The organism is Micromonospora sp. CA-269861 (assembly GCF_050948505.1).
In the GTDB taxonomy this organism is placed as follows: Bacteria; Actinomycetota; Actinomycetes; order Mycobacteriales; family Micromonosporaceae; genus Micromonospora.
This window is the reverse complement of record NZ_CP192014.1, coordinates 3,677,976-3,696,604: the sequence shown is the minus strand read 5'-3', so window position 1 is coordinate 3,696,604 and position 18,629 is coordinate 3,677,976. Positions and strand designations below refer to the sequence as shown.

Sequence of the window (18,629 nt, the reverse complement as noted above, 5' to 3'; positions counted from 1 at the left end):
GGTGCCGGCCGTCAGGCCGTCGTCGTCGCCGGTCGGTCCAGGAAGAGCAGACGGGCCTGTTTCTCCGGCAGGTCGATCAGCGGCCCGAGCCGGAACCCGGTGCGCAGCAACCGGGCGACGGCCCGGCCGTTGCGGGCGTCGGGTTCCATCACGACCCGCAGCCGGCGGGGATCGGCGAGGACGAAGTCGAGGATCGCGCCGAACAGCGCGCCGGTGAACCCGCGCTCGACCGTCACCGGTGGCCCGATGAGCAGGTGGACGCCGATGTCGCCGGGGCGTACGTCGTAGCACTCGCCGACCGGGTCGGCCTCGGGCTGGTAGGTCTGGGCCAGTGCGGCCGGCACGCCGTCGCGGTGCACCAGGTACGCGTGATGGGTGCTCAGCGAGTCCAGGTACGCGTAGATCTCGTGCACCCGTTCGCGGCTCGCCTCCCGCATCCCCCAGAAGCGGGCGCGCTCCTGGGTGACCCAGCCGTGCAACAGGTCGACGTCGTGGTCCGGTCGCACGGGGCGGATGGTGACCACCCCGAACCCGGTGACGTCGCTGCGGTAGTGCTGCTGATCAGTGTTCATCTGGCTCCTCAACGAGGCGGTCCCAGTCGGTCACGACAGGTAGCAACTGACCGGCCAACCAGGCGACGCTCTGGTCGTCGTGGTGCGGGTCGCCGGGCACCCCGCAGGCGCCCAGCGGGACCACCCATCGGCTGTCCGCGCGGTGGGCCAGATCCCAGACGAAGCGCGCCGCCGGCCCCCGGAAACACCAGTGGGTGACCCCGGGCACGCTGGAGGTGGCCAACACGCAGTCGTGGTCACCGTCGAGCCGGGGGCCGGGCCCGGCGTCCGGGTCGGGCAGGGCCCGCCACGACGCCAGCCGGTGCAGGTCCCCCCAGGGCGCGGGCTCGGCCGTCGCGTCGGCGACCTCCTCGGCCGCCGCCCGGACCAGCGCGGTGATGTCCACACCGGGCAGCGTCCCGCCGAGCAGGTGCTCGAGCGCGTAACCGACCCGCGGTGTCAGCGCCAGCCAGGGCGCGAACACCTCGGGGTACGCGGGCGGCTCGGCCAGCGCGGCCAGCGCCGGGTGGGTGGCGATCCGGCGTACGACAGCCGCCCGCAGGATGGCGTAGGCCGCCGCGTCAGTGCTGTCGGCGGCCATCCGGCGATCCCAGCGCAGCAGCCGTTCGCGCAGCGCGGCGGCGGCCGGCCCGAGCCCCGTCGACTCGGCGAGCACCGCCAACAGTGGTCCGGCCGCGCCCAGGTACGTGTCGGTGTGCACCGAGGCCATCCCGTCCGCCGTCCAGGCCGAACGTGCGTCGAGCAGCTCGGCGATGCGGTGCGCCCGGTGCGGCGGGGCGAACTCCACCCCGAACGGCGCCGCCAGCCCGCGTTCGTTGGCCATCACCGCCCGACCGACCACCTCGGCGCGGGGCATCGGCGCGTGCCAACCCCGCCAGGCGTGCGCGGCGTCCCACCCGGGGACCACCCGCCGGCCGTTCTCCACGTGCCGAACCGGCACCGCCCCGGCGACCCGGTGCAGCAGCCCTCCGGCGGTGTCCGCGGCCTGCACCACGTTGACCGGTTCCACCCAGTGCCGCAGCGCGTGGTCCACGTCGGCCACGGTGCGGGCGCGCAGCAGCTCGGGCAGCGTCGCGAAACCGAGGTCACCCCGGACCCGGGGCGGGTAGCGCAGGCTGACGGCCGTCCCGTCGTCCGGTCCACCGGCGATCACCGGACCACGGTCGGTCTCCACCACCTCGACCTCGACCGGGTCGGCCCCGGCCACCTCGATCGTCTCGACGTGGCGGTGCACCGGTCGCCAGCCGTCCGGGCCGAGCGCCTGCACCCGGGGGCCGTCGCGGCGCAGCCGTTCCGCGTAGACGTCCTGGTAGTCGGCCATCGCGTTGGTGATCGCCCAGGCCACCGCGCCGGTGTGCCCGAAGTGCGCGATGCCCGGCACGCCCGGCACCGCCAGCCCGACCACGTCGTACTCCGGGCAGGCCAGCCGGATCTGCTGGTAGACGCCCGGATCCTCAAGGAACCGGTGGGGGTCGCCGGCGAGCAGCGCGGCCCCGGTGCCGGTGCGCCCGGCGGCGAGCAGCCACCCGTTGCTGCCGGCGACGGCCGGGCCGTCGGTGGCGAACAGGTCCACCGCGTCCGGCCCGAGTTGCTGGGCCACGTGCTCGCGCCAGAGCTTGCCGGGGAACCCCGCGAACAGGATGTGGTGGCCCAACCAGACCGCGAGCGGTGTCCACGGTTCCCACCGGCCCGGGCGCAGCCCGGTGGTGGCGAACTCCGGCGACCGGTCCGCCCCGGCGGCGAGACCGGCGTTGACACCGTCCACGTAGGCGCCCACCCACTCGGCGGTCGCCGGGTCGAGGGCGGCGTGGCAGCGGCGCGCGGTGTCGTCGAGCCGGACCTGCCGGACGAACCGGTCCCAGCCGAGCGCGTCCGCGCCGAGGAACGCCGCGCTGGTGCCCTTGGCGCGGTGCCGTTCCACCTCGATCTGCCAGGCCCGGTCGTACGCGGTCACCCTGCCCTGCGCCGCCGCCAACGCGAGCGGGTCGTCGGCCCGCAGATGCGGCACCCCCCACGGGTCACGGAACCGCCGGGTGCTCATGCCGGCTCGGCCACGCGGCGGCGGGCCGCCGGGACGACCAGCGGGGTGCCGGTCTCCGGGTCGTCGATGACCCGGCAGGGCAGCCCGAACACCTCCGCCACCAGGTCGGCGGTGACCACCGACGCCGGCTCTCCGGCGGCCACCACGCGTCCGTCGCGCATGGCGATCAGGTGGGTGGCGTAGCGGGCGGCGTGGTTCAGGTCGTGCAGCACCGCGACGAGCGTGCGGCCCTGCTCCTCGTGCAGTCGGGCGCAGAGGTCCAGGATCTCGATCTGGTGGGCGATGTCGAGGTACGTGGTCGGCTCGTCGAGCAGCAGCAGGGGCGTCTGCTGGGCGAGCGCCATGGCGATCCAGACCCGCTGCCGCTGCCCGCCGGACAGCTCGTCCACCGGTCGGTCGGCGAGGTCGTCGACTCCTGTCGCGGCCATCGACTCCTCGACGACCCGTTCGTCCTCGCGCGACCACTGCCGCAGCAGCCCCTGGTGGGGGTAGCGCCCCCGGGCGACCAGTTCGGCGACGCTGATGCCGTCCGGTGCGATCGACGACTGCGGCAGCAGACCGAGCGTACGGGCCACCTTGCGCGCCGGCAGGTCGTGAATGTCCCGCCCGTCCAGCAGCACCGCGCCGGCGCTGGGGCGCAGCATCCGGGACAGCGCGCGCAGCAGCGTCGACTTGCCGCACGCGTTCGGGCCGATGATCACCGTGAAGGACCTGTCGGGCACCGCCACGGTCAGGTTCTCGGCGATGGTGCGCTGGTCGTAGGCGAGGGTCAGCGCGGTACCGCCGAGCCGGGAATCGCCGGGTGGCATGGGTGCTCCTTCGAGGGGGTCACGAGTGTTCACAGCCGGCCCGCCCGACGTTCCATCGCCAGCAGCCAGACAAGGTAACCGCCGCCGATCACGCCGGTCACCACGCCGACCGGTAGTTGGTGCCCGGCGAACGCGCGTTGGGCCAGCAGATCGGCCCCGGCCAGCAGCGCCGCGCCGACGGCCATCGACGGCAACAGGTTCGGGCCCGGTGCCCGGGTCAGACGTTTCGCCACGTGTGGGGCGACGAGCGCCACGAAGGACACCGGCCCGGCGGCGGCCGCCGCGAACGAGACCAGCAGTACGGCGGCGGCGAGCAGCACCAGGCGCAGCCGGCGTACCGGGACGCCCAGGGCACTGGCCGCGTCGTCGCCCAGCTCCATCATCCGCAGCGCCGGGGCGCAGCCGACGAGCACCAGCGGCGCCAACACGACCAGGACGACGAGTAGCGGCCCGGCGTTGGCCCAACCCCGTCCGTCCAGGCTGCCGGTGAGCCAGAGCACCGCGCGGGCGGCGTCCATCAGGGGCGCCCGGGTCAGCAGGTAGCCGTTGACGCCGGTCAGGATCGCGGCCACCCCGATGCCGACCAGGATGAGCCGGTAGCCGTGCACTCCACGCCTCCAGGCGAGCGCGTAGATCAGCAGGCCGGTGCCGAGCCCACCGACGACCGCCGCGCCGGCGAGGGCCAGGCTGCTGCCGCCGAGGACGACCACCACCAGCGCCCCCGTCGACGCGCCCTGGGTGAAGCCGAGGATGTCCGGGCTGCCCAGCGGGTTGCGGACCAGCGACTGGAACACCGTGCCGGCGAGGGCCAGCGCCGCACCGACAAGCAGGGCGGTGACCAGCCGGGGCAGGCGCAGCTCGTACACGATGAACTGCTCCGCCACTGTGCCACCGCCGGTCAGCGTGCGCAGCACGTCGGCCGAGCCCATCGGGTAGTCGCCGCTGCCCAGGGCCACCAGGCCGAACCCGGCCGCGAGCACCGCCGCGCCGACGCCGACGCCCAACGCGCGAGGGCGGAACCGCAGCGACAACCCCCCGGGTGTACGCAGGACCGTCACGCCATCACTCCGCTTCCCTCGCCGCTGGCGCGACGCGCCACAATCCTGAGCCTGCTGGTTCGCTCGCTCCACTCGCTCACGGTTGGGCCACCCGTCGGCGGGTGACCAGCCACAGGAAGAGCGGGCCGCCCAGCACGGCTGTCACCATGCCGACCTGGAGTTCTCCGGGCCGACCCAGCACCCGGCCGAGCACGTCCGCGCCGAGCAGCAGCGCGGGCGCGAGCACCGCGCAGTACGGCAGCAGCCAGCGCAGGTCCGGGCCGGTCAGGGCACGGACCAGGTGCGGCACCAGCAGCCCGACGAAGACGATCGGGCCACACGCGGCGGTCGCCGCGCCGCAGAGCAGGGTCACCGCGACGATCACGGCGGCGCGGATCAGCGCGGGTCGGGCGCCGAGGGCTCGCGCCGCGTCGTCGCCGAGCGCGAGCGCGTTCAGCGGGCGGGCCGCACCGAGCGCGACCAGCAGCCCGACCAGGATGAACGGCAGCACCCGGGTCACGGTCGCGGCGTCCGCGCTGGCCAGTGAGCCGACCGTCCAGAACCGGAGCCGCTCCAGCGAGGCGGTGTCGAGCAGCATCACCGCGCTCACGTAGGAGTAGAGGGTGGCGTTGAGCGCCGCCCCGGCCAGCGCGAGTCGGGCCGGGGTGGCGCCGCGTCCGCCGCCGACGGCGTAGACGAGCGCGGTCACCGCCGCCGCGCCGAGCAGCGCGAACCAGACGTACCCGCCGACGGCGGTGACGCCCAGGAAGGCGGCGGCGGTGGCGACGGCCGCGGAGGCGCCGGCGTTGATGCCGAGCAGCCCGGGGTCGGCGAGCGGGTTGCGGGTGAGGGCCTGCATGACCGCGCCGGCCACACCGAGGGCGGCGCCGGCGAGCAGCCCGAGCAGGGTGCGGGGCAGGCGCATCCGGTGGACCACCGCGTACTCGGTGGCGTCGCGGTGCAGCAACCCGGACCAGACGTCGGCGAGCGGCATGGCCTTCGCGCCGACCGCGATGCTGAGCACCACGATCACCGCGAGCAGTGCCACGGCGGTGACCAGTCCGGCGGCGCGGGCCGCCCGACGGCCACGCCGGCTCGGATGTGCTGCCGTTTCCCTGGTCGGCACGGGCGGTGCCGGTCGGGTGACGGTGGGTGTGGCGTCCAGTGTGGGCTCCGGGGTGGTGGCGACACGGCGAACCGCTGTTGACAATGACCGAGGTTAGGCTAACCTAACCCCGCTGCCCTGGTCGACCCCGGCCAACCCTTGATCGAAAGACAACACCATGCCCGAAGCCCTGTCCGCCCGCCGCCTCTCCCGCCGTGGCCTGCTGGCCGCCGGTGGCGCTGCCACGCTGGCCACCCTGCTCGCCGCCTGTGGCAAGGACGACGCCGCGAAACCCGCCGCCGGCAACGGAAGTGGCCCCTGGTCGTTCACCGATGACCGCGGCACAAAGGTCGAGGTCCCGGCCCGCCCGAACCGCGTGGTGGCCTTCACCGGCGTCGCGGCGGCGCTGATCGATTTCGGTCTCGACAAGCAGCTCGTGGGCGTGTTCGGTGAGACCAAGCGCGCCGATGGCACGGCCGAACCGCAGGCCGGCGACCTGAACGTCGAGGGCGTCGAGATCCTCGGCAACGTGTGGGGCGAGTTCAGCCTGGAGAAGTACGCGGCCCTGCGCCCCGAACTGCTCGTCACCCACATGTACGACCCGGACGCGCTCTGGTACGTGCCGGACGAGAGCAAGGCCAAGATCCTCCCGCTGGCGCCGAGTGTGGCGATCACCACCGCCCGGGTGCCGATGACGAAGCCCATCGAGCGGTACGCGGCGCTGGCCGAGTCGCTCGGCGCGGACCTGTCCGCGAAGAAGGTCACCGACGCGAAGGCCCGCTTCGACGCCGCTTCCGAGGCGGTCCGGCAGGCGGTCAAGGCCAACCCGGGGATCAAGGTGATGGCCTGCTCCGGCAGCCCCGACCTCTTCTACGTCTCCAACCCGAAGGTCAGCACCGACCTGATGTACTTCGCCGAGTTGGGCGTCGACATCGTGGTCCCCACCAAGCTCGAGGCCGGCGACTACTTCGAGGCGCTGAGCTGGGAGAGCGCCGGCAAGTTCCCGGCCGACCTGATCCTGCTGGACAACCGCAGCACCGCACTGCAGGCCAAGGACCTGACCGCCAAGCCGACCTGGCAGCAACTGCCGGCGGTCACTGCCAACCAGGTGAGCCCGTGGGACGCGGTACCCCGCTTCTCGTACGCCGGCTCCGCGCCACTGCTGGAGAACCTCGCCACCGCCATCCGGAACGCGAAGAAGGTCAGCTGACGCCATGAGTACGAGCGCCGCCGCACCGACCGCCCCGCAGTACCGCTTCTACGCCGCGCACGTCGTCCGGGCCCGCCGGGTCGGCGCCTCGCTGATCCGGGTCACCTTCGGTGGCGCCGAGCTGGCCCACTTCGCCGGTGGCGGGCGGGACCAGAGCGTCTCGCTGTTCCTGCCGCACCCCGGGCAGGACGCCCCGGTGGTCCCGGTCGAGCAGGGCGAGGACTGGTTCGGCGGATGGCGGGCACTGCCGGCGGACGTCCGCGCGGTGATGCGCTCGTACACCATCCGGGAGCACCGCCCGGCCGACACCGCTGTCGACATCGACTTCGTCAGCCACGGCGACACCGGCCCCGCCTCCCGCTGGGCGGCCCTCGCCGGCCCCGGCGACCGGGTGGTGCTGCTCGGCCCGGCGGTGCCCGACAACCGCAGCGTCTGCTTCCGCCCACCGGACGGCACTGACCTCGTGCTGCTCGCCGCCGACGAGACCGCGCTGCCGGCCACCGAGAGCATCCTGGCCTGGTTGCCCGCCGGCACCCGGGTCCGCGCCTGGATCGAGGTGCCCGACGCCGCCGACATCACGGACCTGCCCACCGCCGCGGACGCCGAGATCAGGTGGATCGTGCGGGGCAGCACCCCGCCCGGCAGCGACCTGCTGGTCAGTTCCATCCGCGCCGCCCGGCTCCCCATCGGCGGCACCTCGTACGCCTGGATCGCCGGCGAATCCGGTGTGGTGCGGGCGCTGCGCCGGCACCTCGTCGACGAGCGTGGCCTGGACCGTCGAAGGGTCACCTTCGCCGGCTACTGGCGACGCGGGCTGTCCGAAGAGGATCTGCGTGCCGAGGCGCTGGCCGGCGCCACCGCCTGACTGACGACCCCAACCGATCGGCAGCACTGCCCCGAGGCGCACCGCCGCGCCGGGGATGGTTCCGGCTGCCCCTCGTCGAGAACGTGGAAGGACATTCCGTGACCGTGCCGACGTACCCCGTCGAGACCACCACGCCGCCACCGGCGTCAACCGCCGCGCGGGCCCAGCTGCTGCATGGCGGCTCGGTCGAGCAGTACCGCCGGACGATCGCCGACGGCGTCGACCGGGTCGCCCGCCGGGTGGCCACCGTGGACCGTCCCGGCACCGGGATCACGCCGGCCGAGTTGGCCCCCCTGGTCGACCGGGTGGACCTGGACCGTCCGCTGGGCGACGCGGGCGCCGCACTGGACGAGCTGGAGAACGTCTACCTGCGCGACGCGGTCTGGTTCCACCACCCCCGCTACCTGGCCCACCTCAACTGCCCGGTGGCCATCCCGGCGCTGCTCGGCGAGGCGGTGCTCACCGCCGTGAACTCCTCACTGGACACCTGGGACCAGAGCGCCGGAGCCACCCTCATCGAGCGCCGGCTGATCAACTGGACGGCCGAACGGATCGGCCTCGGCCCTTGCGCGGACGGCATCTTCACCAGCGGCGGCAGCCAGTCCAACCTCCAGGCGCTGCTGCTGGCCCGGGAGGAGGCGTGTGTCGACGCCATCGGCCCGGCGGAGCGCGCCGAGCTGCTGCCACGGCTGCGCGTCCTCACCTCCGCCGCCGGTCACTTCAGCGTGCAGAAGTCGGCCAAGCTGCTCGGCCTCGCCCCGGACGCGGTGATCGCGGTGCCCACCGACGCCCGGCGACGGATCCGACCGGCCGCCGTCCGTGAGGAGATCGCGCGCTGCCGCCAGGCCGGGCTGGTGGTCATGGCAGTCGTCGGCACCGCCGGCACCACCGACTTCGGCTCGATCGACCCGCTGACGGACCTGGCCGGGATCTGCGCGGCAGCCGGCGTCTGGCTGCACGTGGACGCCGCGTACGGCTGCGGGCTGCTCGTCTCGCCGACGCGCCGGCACCTGCTCGACGGCATCGAGCGCGCCGACTCGGTGACCGTCGACTTCCACAAGTCGTTCTTCCAGCCGGTCAGCTCCAGCGCGCTGCTGGTCCGCGACCGGCGGACGCTGCGGCACGTCACCTACCACGCCGACTACCTCAACCCGGCCCGGATGGTGGAGCAGCGCATCCCCAACCAGGTCGACAAGAGCTTGCAGACCACCCGCCGCTTCGACGCGCTGAAGCTCTGGCTCACCCTGCGGGTGATGGGCCCGGACGCGCTCGGCGCACTCTTCGACGAGGTCGTCGACCGGGCCGCCGACGCCTGGCAACTGGTCAGCGAGGACCCACGCTTCGAGGTGGTGACGCGCTCCGAGCTGAGCACAGTGGTGTTCCGCTACCTGCCCACGGGCCCCGGCCGGGAGCTGGCCGACGCCGCCAACCTGCACGCCCGGGAGGCCCTCGCGGCGTCCGGTCTCGCCGTGGTCGCCGGTACCCGGGTGGACGGCCGGCACTTCCTGAAGTTCACCCTGCTCAACCCGGCCACCACCGTCGAGGACGTCGGGTACGTGCTCGACCTGATCGCCACCCACGCCGGCCGGTACGTGCACGACCACGTCGACGCCGACCTGACCTGCCCCGTCGGCTGACGCCGGTGACCACGAACCCGCGCCTGGAGACCCCGATGTCCACCCACGACTTCATCGCCATCGGGTTGGGCCCGTACAACCTGGGCCTGGCCTGCCTCACCGCGCCGATCGACGAGCTCGACGGGGTGTTCCTGGAGGCGCGACCGAGCCTCGCCTGGCACCCGGGCATGCTGCTGGAGTCAGCCCGGTTGCAGACCCCGTTCATCGCCGACCTGGTCAGCCTCGCCGACCCGACGTCGCCGTACTCCTTCCTCAACTACCTGAAGGAGATCGGCCGCCTCTACCCGTTCTACATCCGGGAGAGCTTCTACCCGCTGCGCAGCGAGTACGACGCGTACTGCCGGTGGGCGGCGGCGAAACTGCCGAACCTGCGCTTCGGCCAGACCGTGACCACAGTGGAGTACGACGCCGCCGACGAGCGGTACGTGGTACGCGCCAGCACCGGCACGGGGGAGACCGTCGAGTACCGCGCCCGGCACCTGGTGCTCGGCACCGGCACCCCGCCGCACCTGCCCCCGGCCGTCGCCGAGCTGCCCGGCGACGCCGTGCACAACTCCCACTACCTGGAGCACCGCGCGGCGCTGCGCACCAAGCGCAGCATCACAGTGGTGGGCAGCGGGCAGAGCGCCGCCGAGATCTACCACGACCTGCTCGGTGACATCGACAGGTACGGCTACCAGCTCAACTGGGTGACCCGGTCGCCGCGGTTCTTCCCGCTCGAATACACCAAGCTGACCCTGGAGATGACCTCACCGGACTACGTGGACTACTTCCACGAGCTGCCCGAGGCGACCCGCTACCGGCTGGAGTCCGAGCAGAAGGGCCTGTTCAAGGGGATCAACGCCGACCTGATCAACGACATCTTCGACCTGCTCTACGCGCACAGCGTGAACGGGCCGGTGAACACCCGCCTGCTCACCAACACCGAGCTGGTCAGCGCCGCGCACCAGGACGGCGAGTACACGCTGGGGTTGCGTCAGGTGGAGCAGGAGCGTGACTTCGCTCTGCGTACCGAGGGGTTGGTGCTGGCCACCGGCTACCACTACCGGGTGCCGGAGTTCCTCGCGCCGGTGCGCGACCGGATCCGCTGGGACGCGCACGGCCGCTTCGACGTGGCCCGCAACTACAGCATCGACCACAGTGGGCGGGGCATCTTCCTGCAGAACGCGGGCACCCACACGCACAGCATCACCTCACCGGACCTGGGCATGGGCGCCTACCGCAACTCCTGGATCATCAGCGAGCTGCTCGGCCGGGAGCACTACCCGATCGAGAAGAGCATCACCTTCCAGGAGTTCGGGGTGTCCTCGTGAGCACCGTCTTCACCCACGCCGACGAAGGGCTCGGTGAGTTCGCGCTGCGGACCCTCGACCCGGACGCCGACGCGGCGCTGCTGCACACCTGGGTGACCCACCCGAAGGCCGCGTTCTGGATGATGCAGGACGCCGACCTGGCCCAGGTGACCGAGGAGTACCGGCGGATCGCCGAGCACCCGCACCACGACGCGTACCTCGGGCTGTGGCGGGGGAGTCCCGCCTTCCTCGCCGAGCGCTACGACCCGGCCCATGTCGAGTTGGTCGGCCTGTACGACCACCAGCCCGGCGACGTGGGCATGCACTTCCTCTGCGCGCCTGTCGACACGCCCGTGCACGGCTTCACCCGGGCGGTCATCGGCACCGTGATGGCGTGGCTCTTCGACGACCCGACGACCCGACGGGTGGTGGTCGAACCGGACGTGCGCAACACCGCCGTGCACGCGCTGAACGCCGCGGTCGGCTTCACTGTCGTCGGCCCGATCGCCAAGCCCGAGAAGGACGCGCTGCTCAGCGTCTGCACCCGAGCCCAGTTCCAGGCCGCCGCTGACCAGGCCGCTGCCGACCGCGCCGGCACCGACCGTGCTGCCGCCACCCGAACCGAAGGAGCCCCGGCGTGACCACCACCGCCGTCCCCACCCACCCGCCCGTCGCCACCGCGTACCCCGCCTCCGGCGACCCGGTCGGGCACCTCACCCCGCAGCGTTGGGCCCGGGCCAACCGGCTGCTAGTCCGCAAGGCGCTCGCCGAGTTCACCCACGAGCGGCTGCTCACCCCGGACGCCGTGTCCGGCCCCGACGATCGGCAGTGGTACGAGATCCGCAGCGACGACGGCACCGTCACCTACCGTTTCGCGGCGCGGGTGCTCGCCCTGGCGCACTGGCAGATCGACGCGGACAGCATCACCCGGCACCGCGACGGCACGTCCCTCGCACCGGACGCGGTGGACCTCATCGTCGAACTGCGCGACACCCTCGGGCTCTCCGCGCGGGTGCTCCCGGTCTACCTGGAGGAGATCACCTCGACGCTTGCGGGTACGGCGTACAAGCTGGCCCAGGCCGCGCCGAGCGCCGCCGAGCTGGCCGAGGCGGACTTCCAGACCATCGAGACCTCGATGACCGAGGGCCACCCCTGCTTCGTGGCGAACAACGGCCGGCTCGGCTTCGGCGTCGACGAGTACCACAGGTACGCCCCGGAGGCCGCCGCGCCGGTGCGGCTGGAGTGGCTGGCCGCGCACCGGGACCACTCGACGTTCAGCAGCGCCGCCGACCTCGACTACGACACACTCGTTGAGGGCGAGCTGGACGCCGAGACCCGGGCCCGGTTCGCGGCCACGATGGCCGATCTCGGGCTGGACCTCGCCGACTACCACCTGATCCCGGCGCACCCGTGGCAGTGGTGGAACAAGCTGGCTGTCACCTTCGCCGGGGAGCTGGCCGCGCGCCGGCTGGTGCACCTCGGCCCCGGGCCGGACGTGTACCTCGCCCAGCAGTCCATCCGCACCTTCTTCAACGTCAGCGAGCCGGGGCGGCACTACGTCAAGACCGCGTTGTCGGTGCTGAACATGGGCTTCATGCGGGGGTTGTCGGCCGCGTACATGGCGGCCACCCCGGCGATCAACGACTGGCTGGCCGACCTGATCGCCGCCGACGAGGTGCTGACCGGCACCGGCCTGACGGTCATCCGGGAACGGGCCGCGGTGGGTTACCGGCACCGGCAGTACGAGGCGGCGACCGACCGCACCTCCCCGTACCGCAAGATGTTGGCCGCCCTGTGGCGGGAGAGCCCGGTGCCCGACCTGGCGCCGGGGGAGCGGCTGTCGACGATGGCCGCGCTGCTGCACGTCGACGACGAGGGCGGCTCCCTGGCGGCGGCGCTGATCGCCCGCTCCGGCCTGACGCCCGAGGTGTGGCTGCGCCGCTACCTGGACGCCTACCTGACCCCGCTGCTGCACAGCTTCTACGCCCACGACCTGGCCTTCATGCCGCACGGCGAGAACGTGATCCTGGTCCTCGACGAGCAGGACACGGTCCAGCGGGTGATCTTCAAGGACATCGCCGAGGAGATCGCGGTGATGAGCGACGAGGTCGAGTTGCCGGCGGCGGTGGAGCGGATCCGCGTCGAGGTGCCCGACGACACCAAGCTGCTGACCATCTTCACCGACGTGGTCGACTGTTTCCTGCGGCACCTCAACGCGGTCCTGGTCGAGGCCGGTGTGCTCGCCGAGGAGGACTTCTGGCGCACGGTCGCGGCCTGTGCCGCCGACTACTTCGACCGGGTGCCGCACCTGGCCGAGCGGGTCCGCCACTACGACCTGTTCGCCCCGGAGTTCACGTTCTCCTGCCTCAACCGGCTGCAACTGCGCGACAACCAGCAGATGATCGACCTGGCCGACCCGTCGGCGGCCCTCCAGTTCGTCGGCACCCTCACCAACCCGCTCGCCGCCCACGCTCCGGTCCGTTGACCGCGATCGCGGCGACGCGGTCCGAGCCCGTCGCGTCGACAGGCGCCTTCGGGCTGCTGGCCTGGGCGCTGGTGGCCGAGGGCCGGCTGCCCGGCTGAGACGGGCGGATGACCGACTGGGCCGGCTTCGGCTCAGTCGGTCGTCTCTGCCGTGCCGGCCTGCTGGAACGCGCGGGCCAGCTGGGCGAGGTCGAAGCCCTCGAAGTGCTGCAGGAACCGGCGGCGTACGGCGGCCAGGTGACTGGGCCAGGACTCCTCCAGGCGGGCGAAGCCGGCGTCGGTGAGGACGGCGTTCCAGCCGCGCGCGTCCTCCTCGCACCGCTCCCGCCGGACCAGGCCCTGCGTCTCCAGCCGGATGATCGTGCGGGTCATGCCGCTGAGCGAGAGGTGGCAGAGCGCGGCGAGCTCGTTCATCCGCATCCGCCGGCCCGGAGTCTCGGAGAGGTTCATCAGCGCGCTGTACTCGGTGAGTGGTAGCTGACGGTCACCGACCATGTCAGCGTCGATCGCGCGGGGCAGGACGTGCATGACCTGACCCAGGGCGCGGACCAGGTCTTCCTCGTCTGGGGTGAGAGGTTGCGAAGTCGCTGCGGAGGGGTTGGACATCCTCATATCATACTTGCTTGACTGAGCAAATGCTTACCCTCCGTGTGACTACGCCCATAGGCCAGATATTTGCTTGACCAAGCAAGCACAAGTTAGCGTTCCCGACGTCAGGCAAGGACCCTCTGAAAGGCGCCACACATGACCAGGATCGGGATCATCCTCGGAAGCACCCGCCCGGGGCGTAACGGCGAGGCCGTCGCCCGCTGGGTGCTCGAGATCGCCAAGCAGCGCTCCGACGCGGAGTACGAGTTGGTCGACCTGCTCGACTACCAGCTGCCGCACCTCGACGAGGCGTACCCGCCCTCGATGGGCCAGTACAGCCAGCCGCACACCAAGCGGTGGGCCGAGACCATCGCGTCGTTCGACGGGTTCATCATCGTCACCCCCGAGTACAACCACTCGACCTCGGGCGCCCTGAAGAACGCGATCGACTTCCTCTACGCCGAGTGGAACAACAAGGCCGTCGGCTTCGTCAGCTACGGCTCGGTCGGTGGGACGCGCGCCGTTGAGCACCTGCGTCTGATCTCCGGCGAGCTGCAGATGGCCGACGTGCGCTCGCAGGTCGCGCTGTCGCTCTTCACCGACTTCGAGAACTTCAGCGTCTTCAAGCCCAACCAGTTCCACCAGGACTCGCTGACCGCCACGATCGACCAGGTGGTCGCCTGGAGCACGGCGCTCGCTCCGCTGCGCAAGAGCTGAGCGTTTCACGTCTTTCGGAAACGGCCGCGGGGGATCCCGCGGCCGTTTCCGGACGTTCGGACACGCGGTGCTGTTCAGGCAACCTGTGCGACGGCGAGCAGGTCCAGCGAGAGCTGCCACAGCCGCGCCGCCGCCGTGGGGTCGGTCGCATGGTCGGCGACTCCGGCCAGCGGCGTCTCCGGGCGGTGGCGCACCGCCTGCTCGCAGTCCTCGAAGTACCGGCCGCCGATGCCCTCCAGCTGGGGCCCGGCGGCGAGCAGCACGGACGTCGCGGCCCCCTGCTGCGGGGTCTTGAAGTCGTACGCCGGAAGGTTCGCGTAGTCCTCCTCGGTGAGGTGCCGGCCCAGGTTCGTGGCGACCGCGCCCGGGTTCGCCACGTTGACGGTGATGCCGTCGCCGGCCCAGCGCCGGTTCGCCTCGACCGCGAACAGCGCGGTGGCGGTCTTCGACTCGCCGTAGGCCAGGAGACGGTCATAGGGGCGTTCCCGGAAGTTGACGTCCTCGAAGACCATCGGGGCCGAGACGTGGGCGATCGAACTCAACGACACCACCCGGGCCCGACCGGCCCCGGCGAGTGCCCGGTGCAGCCCGTTGGCGAGGGCGAAGTGGCCGAGGTGGTTGGTGGCGAACTGCAACTCCCAACCCTCGGCGGTCCTCATCTCCGGGGTCGCCGACACTCCGGCGTTGTTCACCAGGATGTGCAGGGGGCCGTCCCAGGCGGCCACGAAAGCGGCGACCGACCGCTGGTCGGACAGGTCCAGCGGCGCGACCCGGATCAGCCCGTTCCCGGCCCCGATCTCGTGCGCGGTCCGTTCCCCGGCCCGCACGTCCCGTACCGCCAGGGTCACCTCGGCGCCCGCCGAGGCGAGCGCCCGGGCGGTCTCCACGCCGATGCCCGACGAGGCGCCGGTGACGATGGCGCGCTGCCCGGTGAGGTCGACTCCGGCCACCACGTCGGCGGCGGTGGACCGGGCGTTGAACGGGGTGGTGACGCGGGTATCAGTCATGATCGAATTCCTTCGTTGGGTGTCAGCACGTGGCCGTGCCGGCTCGCCGTACAGGCGTACGGTGTGCCGGCACCGCCCTTCGCACCGATCGTGCGCGGAGGTCTGCGCGGACGGCCAACACGCGCTTCCTGGCGTGGCTACAGTCTGTTCCTGTGGCGACGCCTGAGCTGCGACAACTGCGGTACTTCCTGGTCCTCGCCGAGGAGCTGAGCTTCACCCGGGCCGCCGCCCGCCTGATGATCGCCCAGCAGTCGCTGTCGCAGCAGATCACCGCCCTGGAACGCGTCGTCGGGGCGAAGCTGTTCGACCGCGACAGTCGCGGCACCACCCTCACCGACATCGGCGCCCTGTTCGTGCCCGAGGCGCGCGCCGTGACCGACCGCGCCGAGCAGGCCGTCGCCGTGGTGGGACGGGCCCTGCGGGGTGAGGTCGGCACCCTCCGGCTCGCCTTCCTGACCAGCGTCGCCAACCACCTCCTGCCCCCGGTGGTCCGGGCGGTACGCCACCACCTCCCCGACCTGCACCTGGCCACCGAGTCCACAAGCATCGCGCCCCTGGTCGAGGGTGTCCTCGGCGGGCAGTTCGACGTCGCCTTCACCCGGACCCCGCTCGTTCCCGGCCTGGAGTCCAGGAGACTGACGACCGAACCGGTGTGCGCGGTGCTGCCCGAGGGTCACCCGCTCGCCGGGCGCGGCGAGTTGACGCTCGCCGACCTGGCGGACGAACCGTGGGTCATGACGCCGCGCAGCTCCTGGGAACCCTGGCACCGCGCCTACGAGGACCAGTTCCGCGAAGCGGGCTTCGTGCCGACAATCGTTCAGGAGGAGGCCGGCGTGCAGAGCCTCCTCGGTCTGGTCGCCGCCGGACTCGGCGTCACCCGACTAGCCTGCTCGGCGGCGAGTCTCCGCCGCACCGGCGTGGTGTTCGTCCCCATGGCCGGCGCCTACGCGTACACCGAGATGGTGTGGTTGGCGGGCAACACCGCGCCCGCGCTGCACCGCTTCCTGGACGTGGTCACGGACCTCGCGGCGACCACCGACCTCACCAGCACCGGCTGACGCAGCGGTGGCCGGCTCAGCGCGTCGCGAGGCGGTGGGTGGTGCCGCCGGCGACGGCGCGAAGCTTGTCGGGGTTGGCGACGTTGTGGATGGTGGTGATGCGGCCGTCGGCGTCGATGTCGAAGCAGACGGTGGCGACCACCCGGCCCGCACCGCTGAACACCAGACCCGGCCCCCCGTTGATCTCGACCAGGTCGGCGCGCATGTCGTGTGGGGCAACCCCCTGGTAGGTGACGGTGCCGATGGCCGCGAACCACGCGGCGACCGTCTCCGCGCCCCGGACGGGACGCAGGGCCTGGCGGACCTTACCGCCACCGTCCGTCCACAGGGTGACGTCCGGGGACAGCAGCTCCAGCAGGGTGTTGATGTCGCCACCGGCCGAGGCGGCGAGGAAGCGCTCGGTGATCCCGCGCTGCTGCGACCGGTCCGCGGTGAAGCGTGGCCGCTGGTCCCGCACGTGCTCGCGCGCCCGGTGGGCGGTCTGGCGGACCGCGGCCTCGGAGCGTTCCACCGCCACCGCGATCTCCGCGTGGCTGAAGTCGAAGACCTCCCGCAGGACGAACACGGCACGCTCGAGCGGGCTGAGCGTCTCCAGCACCACAAGCATCGCCATCGACACGGACTCGGCGTCGGCGACGGTGTCGGCGGCGTCCCCATCGGTCAGGACGGGCTCGGGCAACCACTGCCCCACATAGGTTTCGCGTTGCTGGCGGGCCGAGCGCAGGCGCTGCATCGCGAGGTTCGACACGATGCGGGCGAGGTACGCCTTGGGGTCGGCGACCTGGGAGCGGTCTGCCGAGGACCATCTGATCCAGGCGTCCTGCACCGCGTCCTCGGCGTCGGCCGCGCTGCCGAGGATCCGGTAGGCCACCGAGAACAGCAGGTTGCGATGCCTGTGGAACACCTGCTCGTCGGCGTCCGACGGGTACGTCACCGCACCTCCCGCACGCGGGTGAAGCGCCCGCCGCGTGGCCAGAACGCCCCGGAGGAGGGCAGCCGCGACATGCGGCGGTAGGTCGGCCAGGGCGAAGCGCTCACTGTCTCCTTGTACCAGACCGCCATCCGCCCGGTCAGACACCATCGGCGAGGGCTGTCGTCGGGGCGGGTGAACTGCACTACCGCATCGTTTCGGCCCAGGCTCACCGGCGTGTGGTAGTAGCCGAACCGGAACGGTCCGGGCTGCCTGCCCCGCAACGTGCGGGCGATCGACACCGCCGCGTGCACGCCTGTCGGCATGCCGCTCTGGCAGGTGCCGTGCAGCACCCCGTAGCCCTGCCGGATGGCGGCCGCGTCGCCGATCGCGTACACGTCGGGGTGCGACACCGACCGCAACGCGAGGTCGGTGACGACGCGACAGCGGTCGTCGACGGTCAGCCCGGCGGCGGCCGCCAGCGGCGCCACCCGGGTACCACCCGTCCAGAGGACGACGTCGGCCGCCAGGGTCTCCGCACCGGCCAGTTCGACCCCGTCGGGCAGGACCCTGGTGACCACCGTTCCGGTGATCACCTGGACGCCGAGCCGGGTCAGCGCGGCCCGCAGGTACGCCTGGGCCCTCGTGTTCATGCTCGCCCCGGGTTCCTGCTGGCCCACCAGCGTGACGCCGACTCCCGGGTGTCGTTCGGCGATCTCCGCGGCCGCCTCGACGCCTGTCAACCCGCTGCCGACCACGACAACCGCGCCGGTGCCGAGCCGTGCCAGCCGGTCCGCCAGCGTGGTCGCGCCGTTCGGACCGTCCAGGGCGTACGCATGTTCCTCGACGCCCGGGACCGCCGCCGTGTCGGTCACGCTGCCCAGCGCGTAGACCAGGGTGTCGTAGCCAAGCACCCGGCTGTCGTCGACGCGGACGGTCTTCGCGTGGGCGTCGACCGCCGTCACCCAGCCACGCACGAACTGCGCACCCGTCCCCGCCAACAGGTGGGGGATGTTCAGCTCCGCGAGCCGCTGCCCGGTCGCCGTCATGTGCAGCCGGAGGCGTTCGGTGAATCGCTCCTGCGCGTTGACGACTGTCACCTGCACGTCGTCCCGCCTGGTCCGTGCCGCGAGCTGGGTCGCCGCAGCCATGCCCGCGTAGCCCGCGCCCAGGATCAGAACACGGTGCGTACCCTGCGATGCGCTCATTGTTTCGCCTCTCTGATCGGATCGACGACCACGAGATGCGTGCCGCCCGTCGGTTCGTGACATCCCTGCGATGTGACGCCCGCCACGGC

At 72.2% G+C, this 18,629-nt stretch carries 17 protein-coding genes; 8 read left to right on the top strand and 9 right to left on the bottom strand.

What is annotated here, in order from left to right:
• Positions 1 to 11: 11 nt before the first annotated feature.
• The 5 genes from ACQP0U_RS17160 to ACQP0U_RS17140 form a co-directional block, all read right to left on the bottom strand.
• Positions 12 to 572, bottom strand: a complete 561-nt coding sequence (locus ACQP0U_RS17160; protein ID WP_433308204.1) for a GNAT family N-acetyltransferase — start codon at positions 570 to 572, stop codon at positions 12 to 14.
• Positions 562 to 2,613 (bottom strand): penicillin acylase family protein, encoded by a 2,052-nt coding sequence (locus tag ACQP0U_RS17155; protein ID WP_433308202.1) that lies wholly within the window; start codon positions 2,611 to 2,613, stop codon positions 562 to 564. Before ACQP0U_RS17155 ends, ACQP0U_RS17160 begins: the two co-directional genes overlap by 11 nt.
• Positions 2,610 to 3,422, bottom strand: coding sequence for an ABC transporter ATP-binding protein (locus tag ACQP0U_RS17150; protein WP_433308200.1), 813 nt, complete (start codon positions 3,420 to 3,422; stop codon positions 2,610 to 2,612). The genes ACQP0U_RS17155 and ACQP0U_RS17150 overlap by 4 nt, the downstream gene beginning before the upstream one ends.
• A gap of 29 nt (positions 3,423 to 3,451) precedes the next feature.
• Positions 3,452 to 4,480, bottom strand: coding sequence for a FecCD family ABC transporter permease (locus tag ACQP0U_RS17145; protein WP_433308198.1), 1,029 nt, complete (start codon positions 4,478 to 4,480; stop codon positions 3,452 to 3,454).
• A 76-nt stretch (positions 4,481 to 4,556) separates the two neighbouring features.
• Entirely contained in the window at positions 4,557 to 5,507 is a 951-nt protein-coding gene (locus tag ACQP0U_RS17140; RefSeq protein ID WP_433320918.1) for a FecCD family ABC transporter permease, read from the bottom strand.
• Positions 5,508 to 5,742: 235 nt separating this feature from the next.
• Here ACQP0U_RS17140 and ACQP0U_RS17135 point away from each other — a divergent pair, with 235 nt between their 5' ends.
• The 6 genes from ACQP0U_RS17135 (at position 5,743) to ACQP0U_RS17110 (ending at position 13,053) form a co-directional block, all read left to right on the top strand.
• On the top strand, positions 5,743 to 6,774 hold the full coding sequence (locus tag ACQP0U_RS17135) for an ABC transporter substrate-binding protein (protein ID WP_433308197.1): 1,032 nt from the start codon (positions 5,743 to 5,745) through the stop codon (positions 6,772 to 6,774).
• Between the two features lie 4 nt (positions 6,775 to 6,778).
• Entirely contained in the window at positions 6,779 to 7,639 is an 861-nt protein-coding gene (locus ACQP0U_RS17130) for a siderophore-interacting protein (protein ID WP_433308195.1), read from the top strand.
• A 98-nt stretch (positions 7,640 to 7,737) separates the two neighbouring features.
• Positions 7,738 to 9,276: a pyridoxal phosphate-dependent decarboxylase family protein gene (locus ACQP0U_RS17125; RefSeq protein WP_433308194.1), complete on the top strand. Its 1,539-nt coding sequence runs from the start codon at positions 7,738 to 7,740 to the stop codon at positions 9,274 to 9,276.
• Positions 9,277 to 9,311: 35 nt separating this feature from the next.
• Positions 9,312 to 10,589, top strand: coding sequence for a lysine N(6)-hydroxylase/L-ornithine N(5)-oxygenase family protein (locus ACQP0U_RS17120; RefSeq protein ID WP_433320915.1), 1,278 nt, complete (start codon positions 9,312 to 9,314; stop codon positions 10,587 to 10,589).
• Complete coding sequence (locus tag ACQP0U_RS17115; RefSeq protein WP_433308192.1) at positions 10,586 to 11,209, top strand: GNAT family N-acetyltransferase; 624 nt, start codon at positions 10,586 to 10,588, stop codon at positions 11,207 to 11,209. The genes ACQP0U_RS17120 and ACQP0U_RS17115 overlap by 4 nt, the downstream gene beginning before the upstream one ends.
• Entirely contained in the window at positions 11,206 to 13,053 is a 1,848-nt protein-coding gene (locus tag ACQP0U_RS17110) for an IucA/IucC family protein (RefSeq protein WP_433308191.1), read from the top strand. The genes ACQP0U_RS17115 and ACQP0U_RS17110 overlap by 4 nt, the downstream gene beginning before the upstream one ends.
• A gap of 131 nt (positions 13,054 to 13,184) precedes the next feature.
• Here ACQP0U_RS17110 and ACQP0U_RS17105 read toward each other — a convergent pair whose 3' ends face one another.
• Entirely contained in the window at positions 13,185 to 13,658 is a 474-nt protein-coding gene (locus ACQP0U_RS17105; protein WP_433308189.1) for a MarR family winged helix-turn-helix transcriptional regulator, read from the bottom strand.
• A 138-nt stretch (positions 13,659 to 13,796) separates the two neighbouring features.
• Here ACQP0U_RS17105 and ACQP0U_RS17100 point away from each other — a divergent pair, with 138 nt between their 5' ends.
• A complete protein-coding gene (locus tag ACQP0U_RS17100) occupies positions 13,797 to 14,357 on the top strand; it encodes an NADPH-dependent FMN reductase (protein WP_433308188.1) in 561 nt (186 codons plus the stop codon).
• A 74-nt stretch (positions 14,358 to 14,431) separates the two neighbouring features.
• On the opposite strand, the gene ACQP0U_RS17095 is transcribed toward ACQP0U_RS17100, so the two are convergent.
• Positions 14,432 to 15,364, bottom strand: coding sequence for an SDR family NAD(P)-dependent oxidoreductase (locus ACQP0U_RS17095; protein WP_433308186.1), 933 nt, complete (start codon positions 15,362 to 15,364; stop codon positions 14,432 to 14,434).
• A gap of 152 nt (positions 15,365 to 15,516) precedes the next feature.
• Here ACQP0U_RS17095 and ACQP0U_RS17090 point away from each other — a divergent pair, with 152 nt between their 5' ends.
• Positions 15,517 to 16,422 (top strand): LysR family transcriptional regulator, encoded by a 906-nt coding sequence (locus tag ACQP0U_RS17090; RefSeq protein ID WP_433308184.1) that lies wholly within the window; start codon positions 15,517 to 15,519, stop codon positions 16,420 to 16,422.
• Between the two features lie 16 nt (positions 16,423 to 16,438).
• Here the strand turns inward: ACQP0U_RS17090 and ACQP0U_RS17085 are convergent, their stop codons facing one another.
• Positions 16,439 to 17,356, bottom strand: a complete 918-nt coding sequence (locus ACQP0U_RS17085; protein WP_433308182.1) for an RNA polymerase sigma-70 factor — start codon at positions 17,354 to 17,356, stop codon at positions 16,439 to 16,441.
• Positions 17,353 to 18,540, bottom strand: a complete 1,188-nt coding sequence (locus ACQP0U_RS17080; protein ID WP_433308180.1) for an NAD(P)/FAD-dependent oxidoreductase — start codon at positions 18,538 to 18,540, stop codon at positions 17,353 to 17,355. Before ACQP0U_RS17080 ends, ACQP0U_RS17085 begins: the two co-directional genes overlap by 4 nt.
• Between the last annotated feature and the right edge of the window lie 89 nt (positions 18,541 to 18,629).

What these genes read in the sequence shown, in the direction of transcription:
- ACQP0U_RS17160 (WP_433308204.1), bottom strand. Translation starts at nt 572, where the DNA reads ATGAACACTGATCAGCAGCACTACCGCAGCGACGTCACCGGGTTCGGG.
- ACQP0U_RS17155 (WP_433308202.1), bottom strand. Translation starts at nt 2,613, where the DNA reads ATGAGCACCCGGCGGTTCCGTGACCCGTGGGGGGTGCCGCATCTGCGG.
- ACQP0U_RS17150 (WP_433308200.1), bottom strand. Translation starts at nt 3,422, where the DNA reads ATGCCACCCGGCGATTCCCGGCTCGGCGGTACCGCGCTGACCCTCGCC.
- ACQP0U_RS17135 (WP_433308197.1), top strand. Translation starts at nt 5,743, where the DNA reads ATGCCCGAAGCCCTGTCCGCCCGCCGCCTCTCCCGCCGTGGCCTGCTG.
- ACQP0U_RS17130 (WP_433308195.1), top strand. Translation starts at nt 6,779, where the DNA reads ATGAGTACGAGCGCCGCCGCACCGACCGCCCCGCAGTACCGCTTCTAC.
- ACQP0U_RS17120 (WP_433320915.1), top strand. Translation starts at nt 9,312, where the DNA reads ATGTCCACCCACGACTTCATCGCCATCGGGTTGGGCCCGTACAACCTG.
- ACQP0U_RS17105 (WP_433308189.1), bottom strand. Translation starts at nt 13,658, where the DNA reads ATGTCCAACCCCTCCGCAGCGACTTCGCAACCTCTCACCCCAGACGAG.
- ACQP0U_RS17100 (WP_433308188.1), top strand. Translation starts at nt 13,797, where the DNA reads ATGACCAGGATCGGGATCATCCTCGGAAGCACCCGCCCGGGGCGTAAC.
- ACQP0U_RS17095 (WP_433308186.1), bottom strand. Translation starts at nt 15,364, where the DNA reads ATGACTGATACCCGCGTCACCACCCCGTTCAACGCCCGGTCCACCGCC.
- ACQP0U_RS17080 (WP_433308180.1), bottom strand. Translation starts at nt 18,540, where the DNA reads ATGAGCGCATCGCAGGGTACGCACCGTGTTCTGATCCTGGGCGCGGGC.